Origin of the sequence: Albidovulum salinarum (assembly GCF_025673475.1) — a bacterium.
Lineage (GTDB): Bacteria > Pseudomonadota > Alphaproteobacteria > Rhodobacterales > Rhodobacteraceae > Albidovulum > Albidovulum salinarum.
Genome location: NZ_JAOVQO010000004.1, coordinates 50,049 through 69,928 on the forward strand (window position 1 = coordinate 50,049; position 19,880 = coordinate 69,928).

Genomic DNA, 19,880 nt, shown 5'->3' on the forward strand with positions numbered 1-19,880 from the left:
CCATGCGCTCGTTTTCCGCCCCTGCTGCCTGCCTCGCCGCGCTTGTCAGCGCCCTTCCCGCCACCGCGCAGGACCTCGCCGACCTGCCGCCCGAATTCCGCGACCGGATCGAGGCCGCGCGCGCCGACTGCGCCGGCTTCGACAACGGCGTGCTCTCGGTCGACTGGGGCGCGGTGTCGCGGCCCGATCTCGACGGTGACTTCAAACCCGACTGGGCGCTCGACGAATACCTGCTCAGTTGCTCGACGGCGGCGAGCCTCTTTTGCGGCACCGGCGGCTGCACCACGACCTTCAAGGTCGGCGACAGCGTCATGACGCTCCTCAACAAGGGCTGGGATCTCGCCTTGATGAACACCGGCCCGGTGCTTCTGGCGCAGATCCACGGCTCCGAATGCGGCGGGACCAATCTCAACCGCTGCGTCGTCGCGCTGACCTGGGACGAGGGGCGCTGGAACCGGGTGGGCGGCGCCGAATAGCCCCCCGAACCGGACCACGCCCGGCATCGTGACGCTTGCCGAACCGAGACCGGACGCGGCAGAGTGAGCGGGTCACGAGCCGGAGGACCACATGACCCTGCAAGCCCGCGCGTTTCCCGACTATGCGGCAGCGCTGCTGTCCGCCTACGAAGAAGAGGTGTCGGGCGAAGCCTATTTCGCAGCACTCGCCGCGATGCAATCGGGCCGCGCCCGCGACGCCCTCACGCTCATGGCGGAAATGGAGCGGGCGACGGCGCGGGCGCTCGAGCCGCTGCTCGAAGCCGCGGATGTGCGCCCCGCGGACCGTTCGGCGCTTCTCGAAGAAGGCCGCGCCGAGGCACAAGAGCTCGCGGGCCAGAGCTGGCACGACCTCCTCACCGACATGCGCGACGACTACGGCGCCTATGTCACGGAGTTCGAGGTGGTCCGCGCCGGCGCGCCCGAAGCCCTCAGGCACCACGCCGACCTGCTCGTCGCGCACGAGGTGGCGATCATCGACCACGCACGGGCCGAACTTGCCGGCGATCCGGATAGCCTCGCACCGCTCCGGCGCTACCTCGCGCAAGCCAGGAGCGTCTGACCCCCGCCCCGCCCGCGCGGCCCCGGCCGGCTGGCGCGCTCCATCGACGAGACCGGACATGCCCCTCCCTGTCGGCGCCGGGCCTGGCGGGACCGCCGAAAGGATCCTGATGCCACCCGGCTTCGCGCTACGGGCGTGAGGCGGGTCCAAGCCCCGAAGGATTCGCGCAGAAGCGGACCGTGTTCCACTTCATGGCGCTTGCCGAACCGAAGCAGGTCGCGGCAGAGTGAGGGAAAGGTCGAGACCTGCGCGAGGCGCTGCCTTGAGCCCCGCACAGGAATTGCGACGACAGGCATTTGATCGCGACATACGCGCAGCCCCCCGAAGGGGAGCCGTGGAAACGCATTGGAGGTGAGGCGGTGCAGCTATCAGCGCGACCGGCCCGGCTGGCAGCGAAGATCGCCGCCGTCGTGATCGTCACCGGCCTCGTCTTGTCTCAGGTATTGGGCGGCCAGAACGCCAGAACCGCCCCCTCGAACGCTGAAATCAGAGCCCTTGCCCGGGACGCACACCTTGTCGTCGGCGACGTGCCCCTCGTTGTCCCCCATGTTGCGCTACCAGATCAAGTCTCGATGGGCGCGTACTTTTCCTTGAACCGAAAAGGCGCGAAAGAGGAATGGATCAGGCGTCGGGACGAGTTCCGGGCGGCCACTTCGAGCCCGGGTAGCGCGCCTTCGCTCGACGACATACGTATCTGGGTCAGGCCCTACAGCTTGAACGACGAGTTTTACGAGCAATGGAGCAAATTGTGCGATCAACTGACCCGGCTGTGGGCAAGATCGGTCTGCCGTGATCCGTGGGCGCCTTTGACGCAGGCTCTGCCCAGAGACTTTCACCTCGCCGATGACCGGCGCTTCGCGGAGTCCTTTAGGTATCATGGGAGTGCCGGCGGCGGGCGCTTGTCTGACAGCCTTCTGGCGATGTCACTGGTCCGGGGCCAAGTCTCAATCGACTGTAGGCAGGATGGCAGCTCGACCACAAAGCATTGCCTGGCCGCGCTTCCAGTCGAGAAGCATCTTGTCGCGGTCTGGTCTGTGTGGGAGAGCGAGCAGGAGCCCGCCCGCGAGCAAGCCGAGCGGGAAGGCCGGGCCATCGCGGCTTTCGTGTCCTACGCGCTTGGGCAAAGCGAGGACTTCGATGCGCTCATCACCTTGGCATGCCAGACGCGAAGGCCCGGCAGTGGGGCAAGTGGAATTCCCCGCATGCCTCCCTATCCCTGCGTCGATTGAAAGGTCGATCTGGCCGACGGAGCCGGGACGCTTTTATCCTTCGCCAAACGCGCGCATTTGATGAACCATATGTCAGGACGGATGCCATACGCTTTGCCGACACGTCCCGTACGCGAAGCATACGCAAATTTATCAACCGATGCAGCGCCATACCGGCTTCTCCGCGCCCCAGCGCGCAAGACCCATTAACCTTCCCGCAACCCGAGCCTATACTTCGCGGGCACCAAACCGGCGAGGGCTCCATGACCATCCATATCGGCGCGAAATCCGGCGAGATCGCCGAAACCGTCCTGATGCCGGGCGACCCCTACCGGGCGAAATGGGCGGCCGAGACGTTCCTCAAGGACGCCGTCTGCGTCAACCAGGTGCGCGGCATGCTGGGCTTCACCGGCACCTGGAACGGCCACCGGGTGACGATCCAGGGCTCCGGCATGGGGATGCCGTCGCTGTCGATCTATGCCAACGAACTCATTAGGGAATATGGCGCGAAGACGCTGATCCGGATCGGCTCGGCCGGGGCGATGCTCGACACGGTGAAGCTGCGCGACGTGGTGATCGCGATGACCGCCTCGACCATCTCCACCCCCTCGCGCGGCTTCTTCAAGGAGATGCAGTTCGCGCCCGCGGCCGATTTCGGCCTTCTCGAACGCGCCGTCGCGGCGGCGCGGGCGAAGGGGACGCGCATCCATGTCGGCGGCATCTATTCGGCCGACGTCTTCTACGACGAACGCCCCGACCTGACCGAGATGCTGGCCCGCCACGGCGTGCTCGCCGTCGAGATGGAGGCGGCCGAGCTCTACACCGTCGCCGCGCGACACGGCGCCCGCGCGCTTGCGGTGCTCACGGTGTCGGACCACCTCCTCACCCATGAGGCGCTGCCCTCCGAAGACCGGGAACGCAGCTTCGGCGACATGGTCGAGATCGCGCTCGGGGCGGCCTTCGGCTGAACCGGCGGCGGGGCGTCAGCCACCGGGCCGCGCCAGCCAGTCGGCCACCCGCGCCGCCGGGCTGCCGGGTCGATGCGGCCGCGCGGACCAGAGGGAAAGGTCGCGCCCAAGCCGCAGCCGCGGCCCGAACGGTGCGACGAGCGCCCCGCTTTCCAGATGCCGCGCCACCAGCGCGCCGTGCCCCATGAGAACGCCCGCGCCGTTCACGGCCTCCTCGACCGCCAGCGCATAGAGCGAGAATACCGGCCCCTCCGGCGCGAAACCCGCCCCGGGCAAGGCGGCCTCAGCCCAGATGCGCCAGTCCTCCGCCCATACGCTGTCGGTGAGGCACGGCACATCGGCGAGGTCTTCCGGCCGGGCGAGCCGCGCGGCCAGCGACGGGGCGCAGACCGGGAAGATCTCGTCGGGCGCGAGCACCCTGCCCTCGCCCTCGGGCCGGTAGAAAAGGTTGAGGTCGAAGGGCGCGCGCTTCAGGTCCGGCGGCTCCTCCATCGCGGTGATGGAGATGGTGATCGCGGGCGCCGCGGCGCGGAGCGCCGGCAGCCGCGGCGAGAGCCAGAGCTGCGCGATCGCCGGCAGGGTCGCGATATGGACGGTGCCTGGCGCCGCCTCGGCCCGGAGCGCCTGCACCGCGAGGCCGAGACGGTCGAAAGCCTCGGTGAACTCCGGCAGCACCCGGTGCCCAAGTGCCGAGAGCCGCACGCCCTTCGCATGGCGTTCGAAGAGCGCCGCGCCAAGCCCGTCCTCCAGCGCCTTCACATGGGCGGCGACCGCACCCGGCGTGACGCCCAGTTCCTCGGCCGCCGCCGCGAAGCCGCCGAGCCGTGCCGCCGCCTCGAAGGCGCGGAGCGCGTTGAGCGGCGGGGCGTTCGGGCGGGGCGGCGCGACCGGCATCTGAGACTCATTTTATCTACGCCTAAATTCTCGCAAATCTGGTTTGCGCGGGCAAGGCCGCTCTGCTCGACTGGCTTCAGTCACAAGGAGACACATCATGGCCCATCTCGCCCATCGACCCTGGGTTCCCGCCGCCTGCGAGGCGCTGATCCAGCGCCATGCCGAGGCGACCGCCGCGCCGTCGGCCGAGGTCGCGGCCCGGATCGACGGGCTGATCGCGCGCAATACCGAGATCCACGACCGCGACTGCTTCAACCTCAACCCCGCGACCAATGTCATGAACCCGGCCGCCGAGGCGGTGCTGGCGCGGGGGCTCGGCACCCGCCCCTCGCTCGGCTATCCCGGCGACAAGTACGAGATGGGGCTGGAGGCGATCGAGGAGATCGAGGTCATCTGCGCCGAGCTTGCCGCCGAGGTCTTCGGAGCGCGCTACGCCGAGATCCGGGTGTTCTCGGGCGCGATGGCCAACCTCTACGGCTTCATGGCGCTGACGAAGCCCGGCGACGCGATCATCGCGCCGCCCGCGTCCGTCGGTGGACATGTCACCCATCACGGTGCCGGCTGCGCCGGGCTCTACGGTCTCGTCACCCATGCCGCGCCGGTCGACGCGGACGGCTACACGCTCGATCTCGACGGGCTCCGCGCGCTGGCGCGGCAGGTGAAGCCAAAGCTCATCACGGTGGGCGGCTCGCTCAACCTCTTCGAGCATCCCGTGGCCGAGGTTCGCGCCATCGCCGACGAGGTCGGCGCGAAGGTCATGTTCGATGCCGCGCATCAATGCGGGATCATCGCCGGCCGCGCCTGGAAGAACCCGCTCGCGGAGGGCGCGCATCTGATGACGATGTCGACCTACAAGAGCCTCGGCGGCCCGGCGGGAGGGCTGATCGTGACGAACGCTGCGGAGATCGCCGAGCGGCTCGACGCGATCGCCTTTCCCGGCATGACCGCGAATTTCGACGCCGGGAGGGTGGCGGCGCTGGCGCTGACGCTACTGGACTGGCGCGACTTCGGCTCCGCCTATGCGGCGAAGATGATCGCTGTCGCGCGGGCGCTGGCCGAAGCTCTTGCCGCGGAGGGGCTGCCGGTATTCGCCGCGGCGCGCGGCCACACCACTTCGCACCAGTTCGCGGTCGAGGCGGCCGCCTTCGGCGGCGGCCAGGCGGCGTCGAAGCTGTTGCGGAAGGCCGGGTTCCTCGCCTGCGGCATCGGCCTGCCGCTCGCCGACGTGCCGGGCGACCTGAACGGGCTCCGGATCGGCACGCCGGAACTGGTGCGCCGCGGCGTGACCGAGGCCGATGCGGGCGAGCTTGCGCGGCTGATCGCGGCGGGGCTTCGGGCGAATGATCCGTCGACGCTCGCAGGCGAGGTGGCGGCGTTGCGGCGCGGATTTACCGGGCTGCACTATGTGACGACGTAAGGACCGGGGCGCCGCCCGTCATCCAACGGTGCTCGAACCAATGGCGCACCAATGGACGACCCCGGGATATTTTCGGCAAGATGAAGTCAGAGGCCGTGGCTGCGGTCGTAGCCATTGGGCTCTGGCCCGGCCCATCCTGCCAGCGCCGCCGGGTCGGGCCGGAGGATCTCCACCCGGAGCGGATGACAGGCGGCGGCATCGGAGGAATGCTGGGCCGAGCAGTCGCCGCCCGGACAGGCCGAGAGGGCCCCGAGAAGGTCGATCTCGGCGAAGAACTCGATGTAGTCGCCGGGGCGCACGGGCGAGGCCTTCATGAAATACTGGCCGGTATCGCGGGTGAAGCCGGTGCACATGAAGACATTGAGGACATCGTGGACATGCGCCTCGGCCTCGCGGAGCGACAGGCCGGTCTCGGCGGCCAGCGCGCGGGTGAGGTTCGAGTGGCAGCAATGGTGGTACTGGCCGCCGTGGCTGAGGAGGTTGTGAGTATAGGGATCACAGCGCGTTCCGATCACGTCATGGACCGCGCCGCCGAAGTCGTCGAATCCGTACCAGTCGAGCGTGTCATGGATGATCGTCGCCATCGGCCTGAGATGAGGGAAGGAGGACCACATGCGGTCGCCGGTGGACAGGTGCGTGCCGTGGAGCGCCCGCGTCTTGCCGGAATAGAAGCGTTCCGAGAGGTCGCCCGCGTTCCAGAGATTGAGGTCGCCGACCTGCGGCCCCTCCACCGACTGGATGCGGAAGACATGCCCGGCCGGGACGCGAAAACAGGCCGCTTCGCGCGGCGGGACCAAAACCTCTCCGATGGGCGCGAGCCCGGCACGCAGGGCGCGAAAGCGCGCCATGTCGGGGACGGGCAAGGTGTCGGGCGGATAGCAGATCACCGGGCGGACGGCGCGGCGGGCTTCGGCGTCCTCGGGGGCGGTGGTCTCGGGGTGCTCTGGCTTCATAAGGTCCTCCAGTCGGGCCGACCCTGAGCGTGTCGGTGCCTCCGGTCAAGCGGGTCGAGCCGCGATTCGGCCGGGCGAGGCGGCGCAATAATGTTTGCCGGTGCGGCGCCTGAGCATTACTATTGTTCGGTCACACAAGGCATTTCTTGGGCGGCGCCCTACCGGATGCAGGGCCGTTCCGGCGAAGTGACCGGAAGCTCCGGCAAGTTGACGCAACGTACCTGTTTCGTACCGGCGCATTGATCTTGTGCGGCTGTACGCGCCGACTAGGCTTTTGCCACCTTGCGCGCAAAGCGCAGAAAAACAAACGACCAACAGCAGGAGGCGTTCACAAGATGAACAAGTTGCTTCTCACCACCGCCCTCGGCCTCAGCCTCGCCCTTCCGGCCTTCGCCGCCGAGGTCCAGCCCGGCGACACCCTCGCAGAGAACCAGGAATACACCTACCGGGTCCTCGACGCGATCAAGTCGATGGATCCGCAGATCAACACCGATGTCGATGGCGCGGGCATCATGCGCTCGCTCTTCGAAGGCCTCTACAACGAGGATCAGGTCGGCGGTCTCGTGCCGGGCGTGGCCACGTCCCACGAGCTTTCCGACGACAAGACAACTTACACCTTCCACCTGCGCGACAACGCCAAGTGGTCGAACGGCGATCCGGTCACCGCGAACGACTTCGTCTATGCCTGGAAGCGCCTCGCGGATCCCGCGACCGCTTCGGAATACGCCTGGTACATGGAGCTCATGCAGGTCGTGAACGCCTCCGAGGTCGTCGCCGGCGAGAAGCCGGTTGACGAGCTCGGCGTCAAGGCCGTGGACGATCACACCCTCGAGGTGAAGATCACCGCGCCGCTCCCGTTTTTCCCGAAGATGCTGACCCACGCCTCGACCTTCCCCGTCAACCAGAAGGTCGTCGAGGCCCATGGCGACAAGTGGACGGATGCCGGCAATCTGGTCGGCAATGGCGCCTACGTGCTGAAGGAGCACATCCTCGGCGAGAAGGTCGTGATGGAGCGCAACCCGATGTACTGGGACGACGCCAAGACCATCATCACCAAGGCCACCGCGCTCACCATCAACGACGAGAACGCGGCGCTCACGCGCTATCTCGCCGGTGAGCTTGACCGCACCGACGTCCCGGCCGGCCAGTATCCGCGGCTCGAGGCGGAGCTTCCGGACGAGGCCAATTCGGTCCCGCAGTCCTGCTCCTACATCTACATGTTCAACCTCGACGAGGCGAAGGGGCCGGAGGCGCTGAAGGATGTCAACGTCCGCAAGGCGCTGTCCTACGCCATCGACCGCGACATCATCGTCAACAACGTCCTGCAGGGCGGGCAGGCGCCGTCCTACAACTGGACCCATGCCTCGACCGACGGCTTCGAGATGCCGGAGATCGACTATGCGTCCTGGAGCCAGGCCGACCGTCTCGCCAAGGCGAAGGAGCTTCTCGCCGAGGCCGGCTACGGCCCGGACAACCCGCTCGACCTGACGCTGAACTACAACACCTCGGAAGCGCACAAGAAGATCGCGATCGCGGTGCAGCAGTTCTGGAAGGGGATCGGCGTCAACCTCACGCTCAACAACATGGAGTGGAAGGTTCACACCGACAAGATGCAGAACCAGGACTTCGAGATCGCACGCTACGCCTGGTGCGGTGACTACAACGAAGCCTCGACCTATCTCGACCTCTTCACCTCGTACTCCGGTCACAACAACGGCAAGTTCCTGTCTGCGGACTACGACAAGCTGCTGAAGGACTCCAAGACGGCCGAGAACCCGGCCCCGCTCTACAAGGAGGCCGAGCAGATCCTCGCCGCCGAAATGCCCTTCGCGCCGATCTACCAGTACACCGAGGTTGAGATGATCAAGCCCGACATGCGCGGCATGAGCCTCAACAACCTGATGCAGAACTGGTACGTCAAGGACATGTACCGCGTCGCCAACTAAAGGCGGCATCCGGGGCGCGTCCTGACCGGGCGCGCCCTCACCTTTCGGCGGGATCCGGACCCATGCTTTCCTATATCGCCAAGCGCCTGGCCATCGCGGTGCCGACGCTTCTGTTGCTCATCATCATCTCGTTCCTCCTGATGCACGCCGCGCCCGGCGGCCCGTTCACGCAGGAACGCGCGCTGCCGCCGCAGGTGCTGGCCAATCTCGAGGCCAAGTACGGGCTCGACCAGCCGCTCTGGCGTCAGATGGCGAACTATGTCTGGGGCATCGTCGCGCATTTCGATTTCGGCCCGTCCTTCATCTACAAGGACCGTACCGTGAACGAGATCATCGCGCAGGGCTTCCCGGTCACGCTGACCTACGGCTCTCTGTCCTTCGCCCTAGCGGTCCTCGTCGGCGTCTCGCTCGGCGTCGCCGCCGCGATCCGGCACAATACCTGGCTCGACTACCTCGCCGTCGGCGTCTCGATCGGGGCGCAGGTGCTGCCGAACTTCGTCATGGCGCCGATCCTCGTTCTCGTCTTCACGCTCTGGCTGCGCTGGCTTCCGGGCGGCGGCTGGGAAGGCGGCGAATGGCAATACATCATCATGCCCGTCGTCGCGCTCTCGACCTCATTCATGGCCTCGATCGCGCGGATCACCCGGTCGTCGATGCTGGAAGTGCTGAACTCCAATCACATCCGCACCGCCCGCGCAAAGGGCCTGCCCGAACGCAAGGTGATCCTGCGCCATGCGCTGAAGCCGGCGATGCTGCCGGTGATCTCCTATCTCGGACCGGCCTTCGTGACGATGATCACCGGGTCGGTCGTCGTGGACATCTACTTCTCCACCGGCGGCATCGGGAAGGCCTTCGTCGACAGCGCGCTCAACCGCGACTACGCGGTGATGATGGGGGTCACGATCCTCGTCGGCGCGCTCACCATCCTCTTCAACCTCGTGGTCGACATCCTCTACGCCTGGATCGACCCGAAGATCCGGTACTGAGCCATGGTCGTAGACACAATCAAGATGAAGAGCCTGAGCGACCGGCTCGCGGCCGAAGAGGTCAAGGGCCGCTCGCTCTGGGCCGATGCCCGCCACCGGTTCCTGCGCAACAAGGCCGCCGTCGTGGGGCTGGTCATCCTGTTCCTGATCGGCCTCTTCGCGATCTTCGGCAATTACGTCGCCGCCTGGTCGAACGAGGAGCTCGACTTCACGGTGATGGGCCAGGTGGCCGATCTCGGCGGGCCGTCGCTCTCGAACGGCCATTATTTCGGCACCGACGACCTTGGCCGCGACCTCTTCGCGCGCACGGTACAGGGCACGCGGATCTCGCTCATGGTCGGCATCGTCGGCTCGCTGATCGCGGTCGTCGTCGGCACCCTCTACGGCGCCACGGCGGGCTATGTCGGCGGCCGCGTCGACAATATCATGATGCGCACCGTCGATATCCTGATGTCGATTCCCTACATGTTCGTGCTGATCCTGCTCCTCGTGATGTTCGGCCGTTCGATCGCCATGCTCTTCATCGGCATCGGCCTCATCTCCTGGCTCGACATGAGCCGGATCGTCCGTGGCCAGACGCTCAGCCTCAAGCACAAGGAATTCATCGAGGCCGCGCAGGCCACCGGGGTTCCGAGCTTCACCATCATCTGGCGCCACATCGTGCCGAACCTCCTTGGCGTCGTTGCGGTCTACGCGACGCTCCTCGTGCCGCTGATGATCCTGACCGAGAGCTTCATCTCTTTCCTCGGCCTCGGCGTGCAGGAACCGCTCACAAGTTGGGGTGCGCTGATCTCCGAGGGCGCGGGCACGATCAACTACGGCACGCTCTGGCAGCTCGCCTTCCCGCTCTTCTTCTTCATCATCACGCTCTTCGCCTTCTTCTTCGTCGGCGACGGCCTGCGCGACGCGCTCGACCCGAAGGACCGCTGACATGGCACTACTCGAAGTCCGCGACCTCGGCGTCAGTTTCGCGACGCCCGATGGCACCGTGAACGCGGTGAACGGGGTGAACTTCACCCTCGACAAGGGCGAGACGCTCGGCATCGTCGGCGAAAGCGGCTCCGGCAAGAGCCAGCTCTCGTTCGCGATCATGGGGCTTCTCGCGAAGAACGGCCGGGCGACGGGATCGGTGATGTTCGACGGGCGGGAAATCCTGAACGCGCCGCCCCATGTCATCAACCCGATCCGCGCCAACAAGATCGCGATGGTCTTCCAGGACCCGATGACCTCGCTCAACCCCTACATGCGGGTCGCCGACCAGATGGCCGAGGTGCTGATCCACCACAAGGGCATGGGCAAGTCCGAAGCGGTCCAGGAAGCCGTGCACATGCTCGATGCGGTGAAGATTCCCGACGCCAAGGGCCGCGTCGGCCTCTATCCGCACGAGTTTTCGGGCGGGATGCGGCAGCGGGTGATGATCGCGATGTCGCTCCTTTGCCGGCCGGAACTGCTGATCGCGGACGAACCGACGACCGCGCTCGACGTGACCGTGCAGGCGCAGATCATGACGCTGCTCGCCGATCTCCAGCGCGATTTCGGCATGGCGACAATCCTCATCACCCACGACCTCGGCGTGGTGGCAGGGTTCTGCGAGGACGTGCTGGTGCTCTATGGTGGCCAGGTGATGGAGCAAAGCCCGGTCGATCCCTTGTTCCAGACCCCGACCCACCCCTATACGCGCGGCCTCCTCCGGGCGATCCCGCGGGTCGACCACGAGGGCGAGGATCTCGACTCGATCCCCGGCAGCCCGCCCAACATGACGAACGCGCCGAGAGGCTGCCCCTTCGCGCCGCGCTGCGACTTCGCGGCCGACGACTGCCGCGACCACCTTGCCGCCCTCACCGAGTTCGCGCCCGACCGCTGGCGCGCCTGCAACCGCACGCTGGAGGAGCTTGCATGACCGAACCGCTGCTTCGCGTCGAAGACCTGCGCGTCACCTTCGAACTGAAACGCGCGGGCGACATGCCCTGGACGAAGCCCCGGCTTCTCCATGCCGTCTCGGGCGTGAATTTCGAGCTTTTCCCCGGCGAAACCCTCGGCGTCGTCGGCGAGTCGGGCTGCGGCAAGTCCACGCTCGCCCGCGCGCTGATCCAGATGGTGCCGGCGACCGGCAGGGCGGTCTGGCAGGGCAAAACCGACCTCCTGTCGCTCTCGCGGCGCGAGATGCTGAAATACCGCGCCGATATCCAGATGGTGTTCCAGGATCCGCTCGCGAGCCTCAATCCGCGCATGACCGTGGGCCAGATCATCGCCGAGCCGCTCAAGGTCCACAAGCCCGACCTCGACCGCGAGGAGGTCAAGACCCGCGTCAAGAAGATGATGGACCGGGTGGGGCTTCTCCCGAACCAGATCAACCGCTACCCGCACGAATTCTCCGGCGGCCAGTGCCAGCGGATCGGCATCGCCCGCGCGCTGATCGTCGAGCCGAAACTTCTCATCTGCGACGAGCCGGTCTCGGCCCTCGACGTCTCGATCCAGGCGCAGGTGATCAACCTTCTCGCGGAACTGCAACGCGACCTCGGCCTCGCGATGATCTTCATCGCGCATGACCTGTCGGTGGTGAAGCATATCTCCGACCGGGTCATGGTGCTTTATCTCGGCCGCGAGATGGAGGTGGCGACGAGCCGCGATCTCTATGCCGAGCCGCAGCACCCCTATACCCAGGCGCTTCTCTCGGCCGTGCCGATCCCCGATCCGGTCGCCGAGCGGGCGAAGGTGATGATCCCGCTCGAAGGCGACCTGCCCTCGCCGCTCTCGCCGCCGTCGGGCTGCGTCTTCCGCACCCGCTGCCCGCGCGCCGAGGCCCGCTGCGCGGACAAGGTGCCGGAACTGACGCTCGGCGACCACGGGGTGGCCTGCCACTTCCCCGGCCCGATGATCGGCGCGCGCAGGGCTGTGGAACCGGCCTGACGACTGCGCGCGGCGCGTCTAGTCGGGCGCCGTCGCCGCTTTCAGGAACGCGATCAGGTCGGCGCGGTCTTCCGGGGCCGCGATCCTCTGCATCGGCATCTTCGATCCGGGGATGAAGCGATCGGGCCCGAGGTCGAAGAGCCGGTCGATCGTGCCATCGCTCCAGACGATGTCGGAGCCTTCAAGCGTCGCGGAATAGCCATAGCCCGCGACCGTCCCGGCGGGCCGGCCAAAGAGGCCGTGAAGCGTCGGCCCGGCGCGGCGCCCGCCCTCGGGGCCGAGCGCGTGGCAGATCGAGCACTTGCGCTGGAACTGGCGCTCGCCGTTCGGCATCTCCTCTGGCGGGGTGAGAAAGCTCTGCCCGGAATCCTCGATCCGCACCCCGTCGAGATCGTCAAGCGGCCAGCTGTACATCGCGCTGTCGAGCCCGCCGGCATGGATGTTCGTTCCGTCCGGCGCGAAGGCCAGCGCCCAGACCGGACCTTTCAGCGTCGCGCGGAAGTCGTCGGCGATGCGCCACGCGGCGGTGTCCACGACCATGATGTAGCCCTGCGCATCGCCCGCGGCGAGCCGCTGCGAGCCTGCATGATAGGCCATCGCCAGGATCGGCCGCCGGTCGAGCGTGAAATCGGCCAGTTCCTCGCCCCCGGGCAGCTTCAGGATGCGGGTGCCGCCATCGACCGCACCGTAGGCGAGCCAGGTCTCATCCTTGTTCACCACGAGTGTGTTGATGCCGAACCCGTGCGCAACGAGCTGGCCGAGCGCGGCGCCGCTCGCCGCGTCCCAGAGCCGCAGCGTGCCGTCCGCCGAGGCGGTGTAGAGCCGCGCGCCGTCGGACGAGAAAGCGACATCGGTGACGCTGCTTCGGTGCCCGTCGATCACGACGGGATCGCTCGCGCCCGAGACATCCCAGATCCGCGCGGTGCCGTCCCAGCTTGCCGAGGCGATCCGCCGCCCGTCCGGCGCCACCGCGAGCCGCACGACCTTTCCCGCGTGCCGGTCGAGCTCGCGCCCCGCCCCGGTCGCTGTATCCCAGACCCGGACCGTGAAGTCGTCGCCCGCCGAGGCGATGCGCCCGCCGCCGAGATCGGCGACCGTGTTGACGGCCGCCATGTGCCCTTCCAGCCAGCGCGGCGCACCGTCGTGCCAGAGCCCGACGGAATTGTCGAAACTCGCGGTCAGGATCGTCCCGTCCGTGCCGGTCGCGATGCCCATGACTGGACCACCGTGACCTTTGAGCGTGAAGAACTCCTGCGCCTGCACACCAGAGGCCAGACCCCAGAAAGCGGCCGCGCAGAGCGCGGCCCGTGCGGGCATCCATCGGTCCACGGTCGTCGGCATCACCGCCCCCCGGCGTTCGCCCCGCCGATGCGCGCAGCACCCGGCCGGGCCGCGACACTATAGGCCGGGACAGGCCTTCGGGTCCATTGATCGGGCCACAAGCGGCGGCGTGACCTCAGCCCCGCACCACCCGCTGGGTCTGCACGCCGAGCCCCTCGACGGACAGCCGCATCACCTCGCCGCCCTTCAGATAGGCGGGCGGCTTGCGGCCCATGCCCACACCTGGCGGTGTCCCGGTCGCGATCACGTCGCCCGGCTGGAGCGACATGAAGCGGCTGACATAGGCGACGAGGAACGGCACCTTGAACACCATCGTCGCCGTCGCGCCGTTCTGGCAGCGCTGCCCGTCGATCTCCAGCCACATCCTCAGATTGCCGACATCGCCCGCCTGGTCCGGCGTCACCAGCCAGGGCCCGATCGGCCCGAACGTGTCGCAGCCCTTGCCCTTGTCCCAGGTGCCGCCGCGCTCGATCTGGTATTCGCGCTCGCTCACGTCGTTGACGACGCAATAACCCGCGACATGCGAAAGCGCATCGGCCTCATCGATATAGGCGCCGCCCTTGCCGATCACGACGCCAAGCTCGACCTCCCAGTCGGTCTTCTGCGAGCCGCGCGGCAGGATCACGTCGTCATCCGGCCCGTTGATGCACGAGGTCCATTTGTTGAAGATAACCGGTTCCTCCGGCACCTTCATCCCGGCCTCGGCGGCATGGTCGGCATAGTTGAGCCCGATGGCGATGAACTTGCCGGTGCTGCCGACGCAGGGACCGAGCCGGAGCCCCGCCTGTGGAACGCCCTCGACCAGCGGCAGCGCCGCGGGATCGAGTGCCGCGAGCCGCGCGAGGTTTTCGGGCAAAAGCGCCTCTCCCGCGACATCGGCGATAATACCGGAGAGGTCGCGCACCCGGCCCTCGCCGTCGATCAGACCGGGCTTCTCCGCGCCCTTCGCCCCGTAGCGCACCAGTTTCATGCGAGCCCCCCCTGTTTCGGCGCAGGCTGACCGGCGCGCCCGGTACGGTCAAGTCCGGATCGGCCGGCCTTGCGCTTCGCCGCGCTTCGCGCGAGGCTCGGGGTCCGGCCTCGGAGCGGCCGGATCCATCCCAGCGCCGAGGCAGCATGATTCCGGTTTTCGACGGCCACAACGATTTCCTCCTCAGGCTCCTGCGCGAGCCCGGCGACCGCGAGGCGATCTGGCTCACCGGAAACGGCAAGGGCCATCTCGACCTGCCGCGAATGCGGGCCGGCGGCCTCGCCGGGGGCTTCTTCGCGGTCTATGTCCCCTCGCCCGACGCCGAGGCCTCGCTCGACCTCGACGCGCTGATGGATGCCCCGCCCTACGACCTGCCCCTGCCCGGACCCGTCGGCGCGGATGCCGCGCAGCCTGTTGCGGCGGCGATGGTCGGGCATTTGATGTGGATGGAGCGCACCGGAACGCTCACGATCTGCCGCTCGGTCGATGATATCCGCGCCGCGATGGCGGCGGGAAGGATCGCCTCGATCCTGCATTTCGAGGGCGCCGAACCGATCGGCGAGGATCTCGACGCCCTGCATCTCTGGCACGCCGCCGGGCTCAGATCGCTCGGCCCGGTCTGGTCGCGCCCCACCGCCTTCGGCCACGGCGTCCCGTTCCGCTTCCCCGGCGAGCCCGACACCGGTCCCGGCCTGACCGAGGCTGGAAAGCGCCTCGTGGCCGAATGCGACCGGCTTCGCATCCTGATCGACCTCAGCCACCTGAACGCGAAGGGCTTCGACGATGTCGCGGCGCTTTCCGGCGCGCCGCTCGTCGCCACCCATTCCAACGCCCATGCGGTCACCCCCTCGACCCGCAACCTCACCGACCGCCAGCTCGCCGCGATCCGTGCCTCCGGCGGCATGGTCGGGCTCAACTTCGCAACCGTGTTCCTGCGTCCCGACGGCCGCCGCGCGTCCTTCGACGGCTGGGACCCGGTCCTGCGCCATCTCGACCACCTGATCGAGCATCTCGGCGAAGACCACGTCGGCTTCGGATCGGATTTCGACGGCGCAATGGTGCCGGAGGCGATCGGCGATGCGCGCGGCCTGCCGCGGCTTCTCGAGGCGCTCGCGGCACACGGCTATGGCGAGGCGCTGATCCGCAAGCTGGCGCATGAGAACTGGCTGGCGGTGCTGGACCGGACCTGGAGTCGATGACCGCCCCGGTCCTCGACAACGAGCGCGCGCGGCGGCTCTTTCTCGACCGTCACGCGCTTCTGGAGCCGCCCTCCGGACCGGCGCGGGGCGAGGCCCTGATGGCGCTGATCCACCGGCTCGGCTTCGTGCAGGTGGACAGCATCAACACGGTCGAACGCGCCCATCACATGATCCTGTGGTCGCGCCGCCATAGCTACCGGCCGGCGGATCTCAAGCGCCTTCTGGAACGCGACCGGGCGCTCTTCGAGCACTGGACCCACGATGCCTCGGTCATTCCGGCGGAGTTCTTCCCCTACTGGAGGCTCCGCTTCCGCCGCGACGCCGAGCGCATGCTCGCCCGCTGGACCGCGTGGCAGGGCGCCGAGTTCCACGACAAGGTCGAGGACGTGCTGGACCATATCCGCTCGGGCGGCCCCTGCGGCTCGGGTGAGGTCGGAACCGACGAGCAGCGCGGCAAGGGCGGCTGGTGGGAATGGCATCCCTCGAAGACCGCTCTGGAATACCTGTGGCGGACGGGTGCGCTTTGCGTCTGCCACCGCCGCAACTTCGCCAAGGTCTACGACCTGACCGAGCGTGTCCTGCCCGACGCCCACCGGCTGCCGGAACCGGCCGAGGCCGCAACCGTGGACTGGGCCTGCAGCGCCGCGCTCGACCGGCTGGGCTTCGCCACCTCGGGCGAGATCGGGGCGTTCTGGGATCTGGTGACGCCGCAGGAGGCGAAGGACTGGTGCGACCGCGCGCTGGCGCGGGGCGCGATCGCCGAGGTCCGGATCGAGAACCACGACGGCAGCCTGCGCCGCTGCCTCGCCCGGCCGGGTCTCGACGACGCCGCCGCCGCGCTGCCCGCCCCGGCGAACCGCATCCGCATCCTCTCGCCCTTCGACCCCGCGCTGCGCGACCGCAAACGGGCCGAGCGGCTCTTCGGCTTTCACTACCGGATCGAGGTCTTCGTGCCCGAGCCGCAACGCCGCTTTGGCTACTATGTCTTCCCGGTGATGGAGCGCGACCGGCTGATCGGCCGGATCGACGCGAAATGCCTGCGCGCCGAGGGCGTGCTTGCCGTCACCGCCTTCTGGCCCGAGGCGGGCATCAGCATGGGCGCGGGCCGGCTGGCCCGGCTCGAGGCCGAGCTTGCCCGGCTCGGACGCTTCACCGGCTGCCAGGAGGTGCGCTTCTCCGCCGGCTGGCTGCGCGCGGCCTGACGGGCGAAAACCGACGCCGCCGTACGTCGGCATCGGAACAGACGATGGCCACCGCCGTTCCCCACTTTACTTGGGGAAACGGAGGCGCACATGGATCATGTCGTAAGCTATCGCAAGGGCGTGGGGCTGGTGCTCTTCGCGGCGGTCCTGTGGTCGCTCATGGGGCTCGCGATCCGCTCGCTCGGCGATGCGGGGACATGGCAGGTGCTGTTCTACCGCTCGCTCGGCATGGCACCGGTGCTCTTTCTGACCGTCGCCTACCGCTCCGGCGGGCGCCCGTTCCAGCGCATCCGCGCCGCGGGATGGCCCGGTTTCATCGGTGGCTTCGGTCTCGTCTTCGCCTTCGCGGGCGCGATCTACGCCATCCAGTCGACAACGGTCGCCAACGCCGTCTTCCTCTTCGCCGCGGCACCGCTCTTCACCGCGGTCATGGCCTGGCTGATCCTGAAGGAGCCGGTCCGCCGCGCGACCTGGGGCGCGATCGCGCTCGCCGGGATCGGCATGTTCGTGATGGTCCGCGAGGGCCTTGCCATCGGCGCCGGCTGGGGCAATGTCGCGGCACTCTTCTCGGCGGCGGGGTTCTCCGCCTTCACCATCGCGCTCCGCTGGGGCCGGGTCGCCAACATGCTGCCCTCGGTGCTGATCGGCGGCGTGCTGTCGGTGATCGTCGCGGGCGCGGTCATCGCGCTCCGCGGCGAAAGCTTCGCCCTGCCCCCCCGCTCCATCGCCATCGCGATGCTGATGGGGGCGGCGCTCCTCGGCTTCGGGCTCGCAATCTACACCACCGGCAGCCGGGTCGTGGAGGCGGCCGAACTCGGGCTTCTCACGATGGCCGAGGTGATGCTGGCGCCGGTCTGGGTCTGGCTCGTCCTCGGCGAAAGCGCGAGTTCTGGCACCTTCATCGGCGGCGCCGTCCTTCTCGCCGCCATCGCCTTCAACGCCGCGACCGGAATGCGCCACCGCCCGCCCGCACTGACAACCTGAGGGACGGGATCTGGGCGCGGCTGGCCATTTCGCGACACCCGCAAGCGTCGAGACACGTCCCCGCCTCACGGCTCCAACGTTGTCGCGAGCGGCGTACCGTGTCACAAAATCTCATCCGGTCCTCAGATAGGGATGGCGGCGATGCGGTTTGATTTCACGGACAAGCGCGTGCTGGTCACCGGGGGAACGCGGGGCATCGGCCGCGCGACCGCCGAGGCGTTCCTCGAAGCTGGCGCGAGGGTTGCCGTCAATGGCCGAACGCCCGCCTCCACGTCCTCGGCGATTGCCGCGTTGGGAAGCGGGGCGAGGCTCGTCTCCGCTCCTGGAGACGTGGCGACGGCCTCGGGATGCAAGGCGATCGTCGACGCGGCCATCGAGGGGCTTGGCGGGCTCGACATGCTGGTCAACAGCGCGGGTGTCGGCGATTCAGGCCCCATCGAAGAGATCGACGAGGCCTTTTGGGACGAGATGCTCGCGGTGAACCTCAAGGGAACGTTCTTCTGCATACGCTGGGCGCTCGGGGCGCTGCGCGAAAGCAAGGGCAATATCGTCAATGTCGCCTCGGACGCCGGCCTCATGGGCGATGTCGGGAGTGGCACCGTCTATTGCGCGTCGAAGGGCGGCGTCGTGAACATGACCCGCGCCATGGCGCTTGAACTCGCGCCCGATGTCCGGGTGAACTGTGTTTGCCCCGGTTACGTCGACACCGACATGGTGCGCCGTGATGGCATCGACCGGGCCGCTGATCCGCTGGCGGCCGAACGGGCGCTCATCGACTACGCGCCGTTGAAGCGCATCGCGGCACCCAGCGAAATCGCCACCTCGATCCTCTACATGGCGTCGGACGACGCGCGTTTCGTGACGGGTGCCGCGTTCCAGATCGATGGCGGATCAACGGCGGGACAGTGAACCAGACCGGAATGATCCGCCGGCGCCGACTTTCGCAGCGGCATGCTCACTTGGAGCGGCGGAAGAACCTGGCCCTTGCGTATAGCTCCTCCAGCCGCTTCATCCGCGCCTGCGTCTCCTCCCAGGTCAGGCTCTGGATCGCGGCCATCAGCGTCTCGACCAGAACCTGGATCGCCACGGTCGAATCCCAGGCCGAGGGCGCCTCGATATGGGCCGAGAGCCGATAGCGTGCCCGCTCGGCGGCGGGGGAGACCCACTGGTCGGTGATCAGCACCACCTCGGCGCCCTGATCGGCGGCCATCTCGACGAGGGTGAGCACGTTGTTTTCGTAGCGCCTGATGTCGAAGGCGAGGAGCACATCGCCAGGGCCCATGTCGATCAGGGCGGGCGGCCAGGCGTTCGATGTGTCGGAGATCAGCGCCACGTCGCGGCGGATGACCTTCATGTGGGTGACGAAGTAATCCGCCATCGCATGGGTGATCCGCCCGCCCATCGCGAAGATCTTGCGGTTCTTGTCGGCCATAAGCCCCGCGACGGCATCGAACTCGGCATGGTCGATCTGGCCGAGCGTGGCCTGCAGGTTGCCCACGACGGCATCGGCGAAGCGGTTGAGGATGTGGGTGTCGGGCACGCCGCCGGCCCAGCGGTCATGCTTGGCGATGGGCGAGATCAGCCGCTCCTCCACCTCTGCCCGCACCACCGTCTGGAAATCCGGATAGCCCTTGTAGCCGAGCTTCTGCACCAGCCGCACCACCGTCGGCGTCGAGACTTCGGCCCCCTTGGCGAGCGCCGTGATCGAGCCCAGCACCGCCACCGGATAGTGCCGCGTGATGTGCGAGGCGAGCTGCCGCTCGGCCCGCGTCAGCCCGTCGAAACGCGCCCTGATCTGCTGTTCGACGGTCTTTGCGGCGCCGGGCATCGTCGGTTCTCCCCCCCT

The 19,880-nt window shown here is 67.8% G+C and carries 19 protein-coding genes; 14 read left to right on the plus strand and 5 right to left on the minus strand.

Annotated features, from left to right (window positions below):
- The first annotated feature begins 2 nt into the window (after positions 1 to 2).
- The 4 genes from OEZ60_RS05100 (at position 3) to deoD (ending at position 3,232) form a co-directional block, all read left to right on the plus strand.
- Positions 3 to 476, plus strand: a complete 474-nt coding sequence (locus OEZ60_RS05100) for a hypothetical protein (protein ID WP_263333870.1) — start codon at positions 3 to 5, stop codon at positions 474 to 476.
- A gap of 91 nt (positions 477 to 567) precedes the next feature.
- Complete coding sequence (locus tag OEZ60_RS05105; protein ID WP_263333871.1) at positions 568 to 1,056, plus strand: hypothetical protein; 489 nt, start codon at positions 568 to 570, stop codon at positions 1,054 to 1,056.
- A gap of 359 nt (positions 1,057 to 1,415) precedes the next feature.
- Complete coding sequence (locus OEZ60_RS05110; RefSeq protein WP_263333873.1) at positions 1,416 to 2,285, plus strand: hypothetical protein; 870 nt, start codon at positions 1,416 to 1,418, stop codon at positions 2,283 to 2,285.
- Between the two features lie 242 nt (positions 2,286 to 2,527).
- Positions 2,528 to 3,232: a purine-nucleoside phosphorylase gene (gene deoD, locus OEZ60_RS05115; RefSeq protein WP_263333875.1), complete on the plus strand. Its 705-nt coding sequence runs from the start codon at positions 2,528 to 2,530 to the stop codon at positions 3,230 to 3,232.
- A 15-nt stretch (positions 3,233 to 3,247) separates the two neighbouring features.
- Here deoD and OEZ60_RS05120 read toward each other — a convergent pair whose 3' ends face one another.
- A complete protein-coding gene (locus tag OEZ60_RS05120) occupies positions 3,248 to 4,126 on the minus strand; it encodes a LysR substrate-binding domain-containing protein (RefSeq protein WP_263333877.1) in 879 nt (292 codons plus the stop codon).
- 97 nt (positions 4,127 to 4,223) lie between these two features.
- Here OEZ60_RS05120 and OEZ60_RS05125 point away from each other — a divergent pair, with 97 nt between their 5' ends.
- The gene (locus OEZ60_RS05125) at positions 4,224 to 5,543 is read left to right on the plus strand and encodes a serine hydroxymethyltransferase (RefSeq protein WP_263333878.1); all 1,320 of its coding nucleotides are present in this window, start codon (positions 4,224 to 4,226) and stop codon (positions 5,541 to 5,543) included.
- Positions 5,544 to 5,629: 86 nt separating this feature from the next.
- Here the strand turns inward: OEZ60_RS05125 and OEZ60_RS05130 are convergent, their stop codons facing one another.
- Complete coding sequence (locus OEZ60_RS05130) at positions 5,630 to 6,496, minus strand: urea carboxylase-associated family protein (protein WP_263333880.1); 867 nt, start codon at positions 6,494 to 6,496, stop codon at positions 5,630 to 5,632.
- 335 nt (positions 6,497 to 6,831) lie between these two features.
- Here OEZ60_RS05130 and OEZ60_RS05135 point away from each other — a divergent pair, with 335 nt between their 5' ends.
- From OEZ60_RS05135 to OEZ60_RS05155, 5 genes are all read left to right on the plus strand, one after another.
- A complete protein-coding gene (locus tag OEZ60_RS05135; RefSeq protein WP_263333882.1) occupies positions 6,832 to 8,442 on the plus strand; it encodes a peptide ABC transporter substrate-binding protein in 1,611 nt (536 codons plus the stop codon).
- 62 nt (positions 8,443 to 8,504) lie between these two features.
- The gene (gene oppB, locus OEZ60_RS05140) at positions 8,505 to 9,428 is read left to right on the plus strand and encodes an oligopeptide ABC transporter permease OppB (protein WP_263333884.1); all 924 of its coding nucleotides are present in this window, start codon (positions 8,505 to 8,507) and stop codon (positions 9,426 to 9,428) included.
- A gap of 3 nt (positions 9,429 to 9,431) precedes the next feature.
- Complete coding sequence (locus tag OEZ60_RS05145) at positions 9,432 to 10,358, plus strand: ABC transporter permease subunit (protein ID WP_263333885.1); 927 nt, start codon at positions 9,432 to 9,434, stop codon at positions 10,356 to 10,358.
- A 1-nt stretch (position 10,359) separates the two neighbouring features.
- A complete protein-coding gene (locus OEZ60_RS05150) occupies positions 10,360 to 11,328 on the plus strand; it encodes an oligopeptide/dipeptide ABC transporter ATP-binding protein (protein WP_263333887.1) in 969 nt (322 codons plus the stop codon).
- Positions 11,325 to 12,338, plus strand: a complete 1,014-nt coding sequence (locus OEZ60_RS05155; RefSeq protein ID WP_263333889.1) for an oligopeptide/dipeptide ABC transporter ATP-binding protein — start codon at positions 11,325 to 11,327, stop codon at positions 12,336 to 12,338. Before OEZ60_RS05150 ends, OEZ60_RS05155 begins: the two co-directional genes overlap by 4 nt.
- 18 nt (positions 12,339 to 12,356) lie before the next feature.
- Here the strand turns inward: OEZ60_RS05155 and OEZ60_RS05160 are convergent, their stop codons facing one another.
- Both OEZ60_RS05160 and OEZ60_RS05165 read right to left on the minus strand, forming a co-directional pair.
- A complete protein-coding gene (locus OEZ60_RS05160; RefSeq protein WP_263333891.1) occupies positions 12,357 to 13,679 on the minus strand; it encodes a c-type cytochrome in 1,323 nt (440 codons plus the stop codon).
- 115 nt (positions 13,680 to 13,794) lie between these two features.
- Entirely contained in the window at positions 13,795 to 14,649 is an 855-nt protein-coding gene (locus OEZ60_RS05165; RefSeq protein ID WP_263333893.1) for a fumarylacetoacetate hydrolase family protein, read from the minus strand.
- Between the two features lie 146 nt (positions 14,650 to 14,795).
- Between OEZ60_RS05165 and OEZ60_RS05170 the strand changes: the two genes are divergently transcribed.
- The 4 genes from OEZ60_RS05170 to OEZ60_RS05185 all read left to right on the plus strand — a co-directional run bounded on the left by OEZ60_RS05170 (position 14,796) and on the right by OEZ60_RS05185 (position 18,943).
- A complete protein-coding gene (locus OEZ60_RS05170) occupies positions 14,796 to 15,848 on the plus strand; it encodes a dipeptidase (protein WP_263333895.1) in 1,053 nt (350 codons plus the stop codon).
- Positions 15,845 to 17,050: a winged helix-turn-helix domain-containing protein gene (locus tag OEZ60_RS05175; protein ID WP_263333897.1), complete on the plus strand. Its 1,206-nt coding sequence runs from the start codon at positions 15,845 to 15,847 to the stop codon at positions 17,048 to 17,050. The genes OEZ60_RS05170 and OEZ60_RS05175 overlap by 4 nt, the downstream gene beginning before the upstream one ends.
- Positions 17,051 to 17,140: 90 nt before the next feature.
- On the plus strand, positions 17,141 to 18,034 hold the full coding sequence (locus tag OEZ60_RS05180) for a DMT family transporter (RefSeq protein ID WP_263333899.1): 894 nt from the start codon (positions 17,141 to 17,143) through the stop codon (positions 18,032 to 18,034).
- A 141-nt stretch (positions 18,035 to 18,175) separates the two neighbouring features.
- Complete coding sequence (locus OEZ60_RS05185) at positions 18,176 to 18,943, plus strand: SDR family NAD(P)-dependent oxidoreductase (protein WP_263333900.1); 768 nt, start codon at positions 18,176 to 18,178, stop codon at positions 18,941 to 18,943.
- Positions 18,944 to 18,989: 46 nt separating this feature from the next.
- Here the strand turns inward: OEZ60_RS05185 and OEZ60_RS05190 are convergent, their stop codons facing one another.
- Positions 18,990 to 19,862, minus strand: a complete 873-nt coding sequence (locus tag OEZ60_RS05190) for a MurR/RpiR family transcriptional regulator (protein ID WP_263333901.1) — start codon at positions 19,860 to 19,862, stop codon at positions 18,990 to 18,992.
- Positions 19,863 to 19,880: the final 18 nt, after the last annotated feature.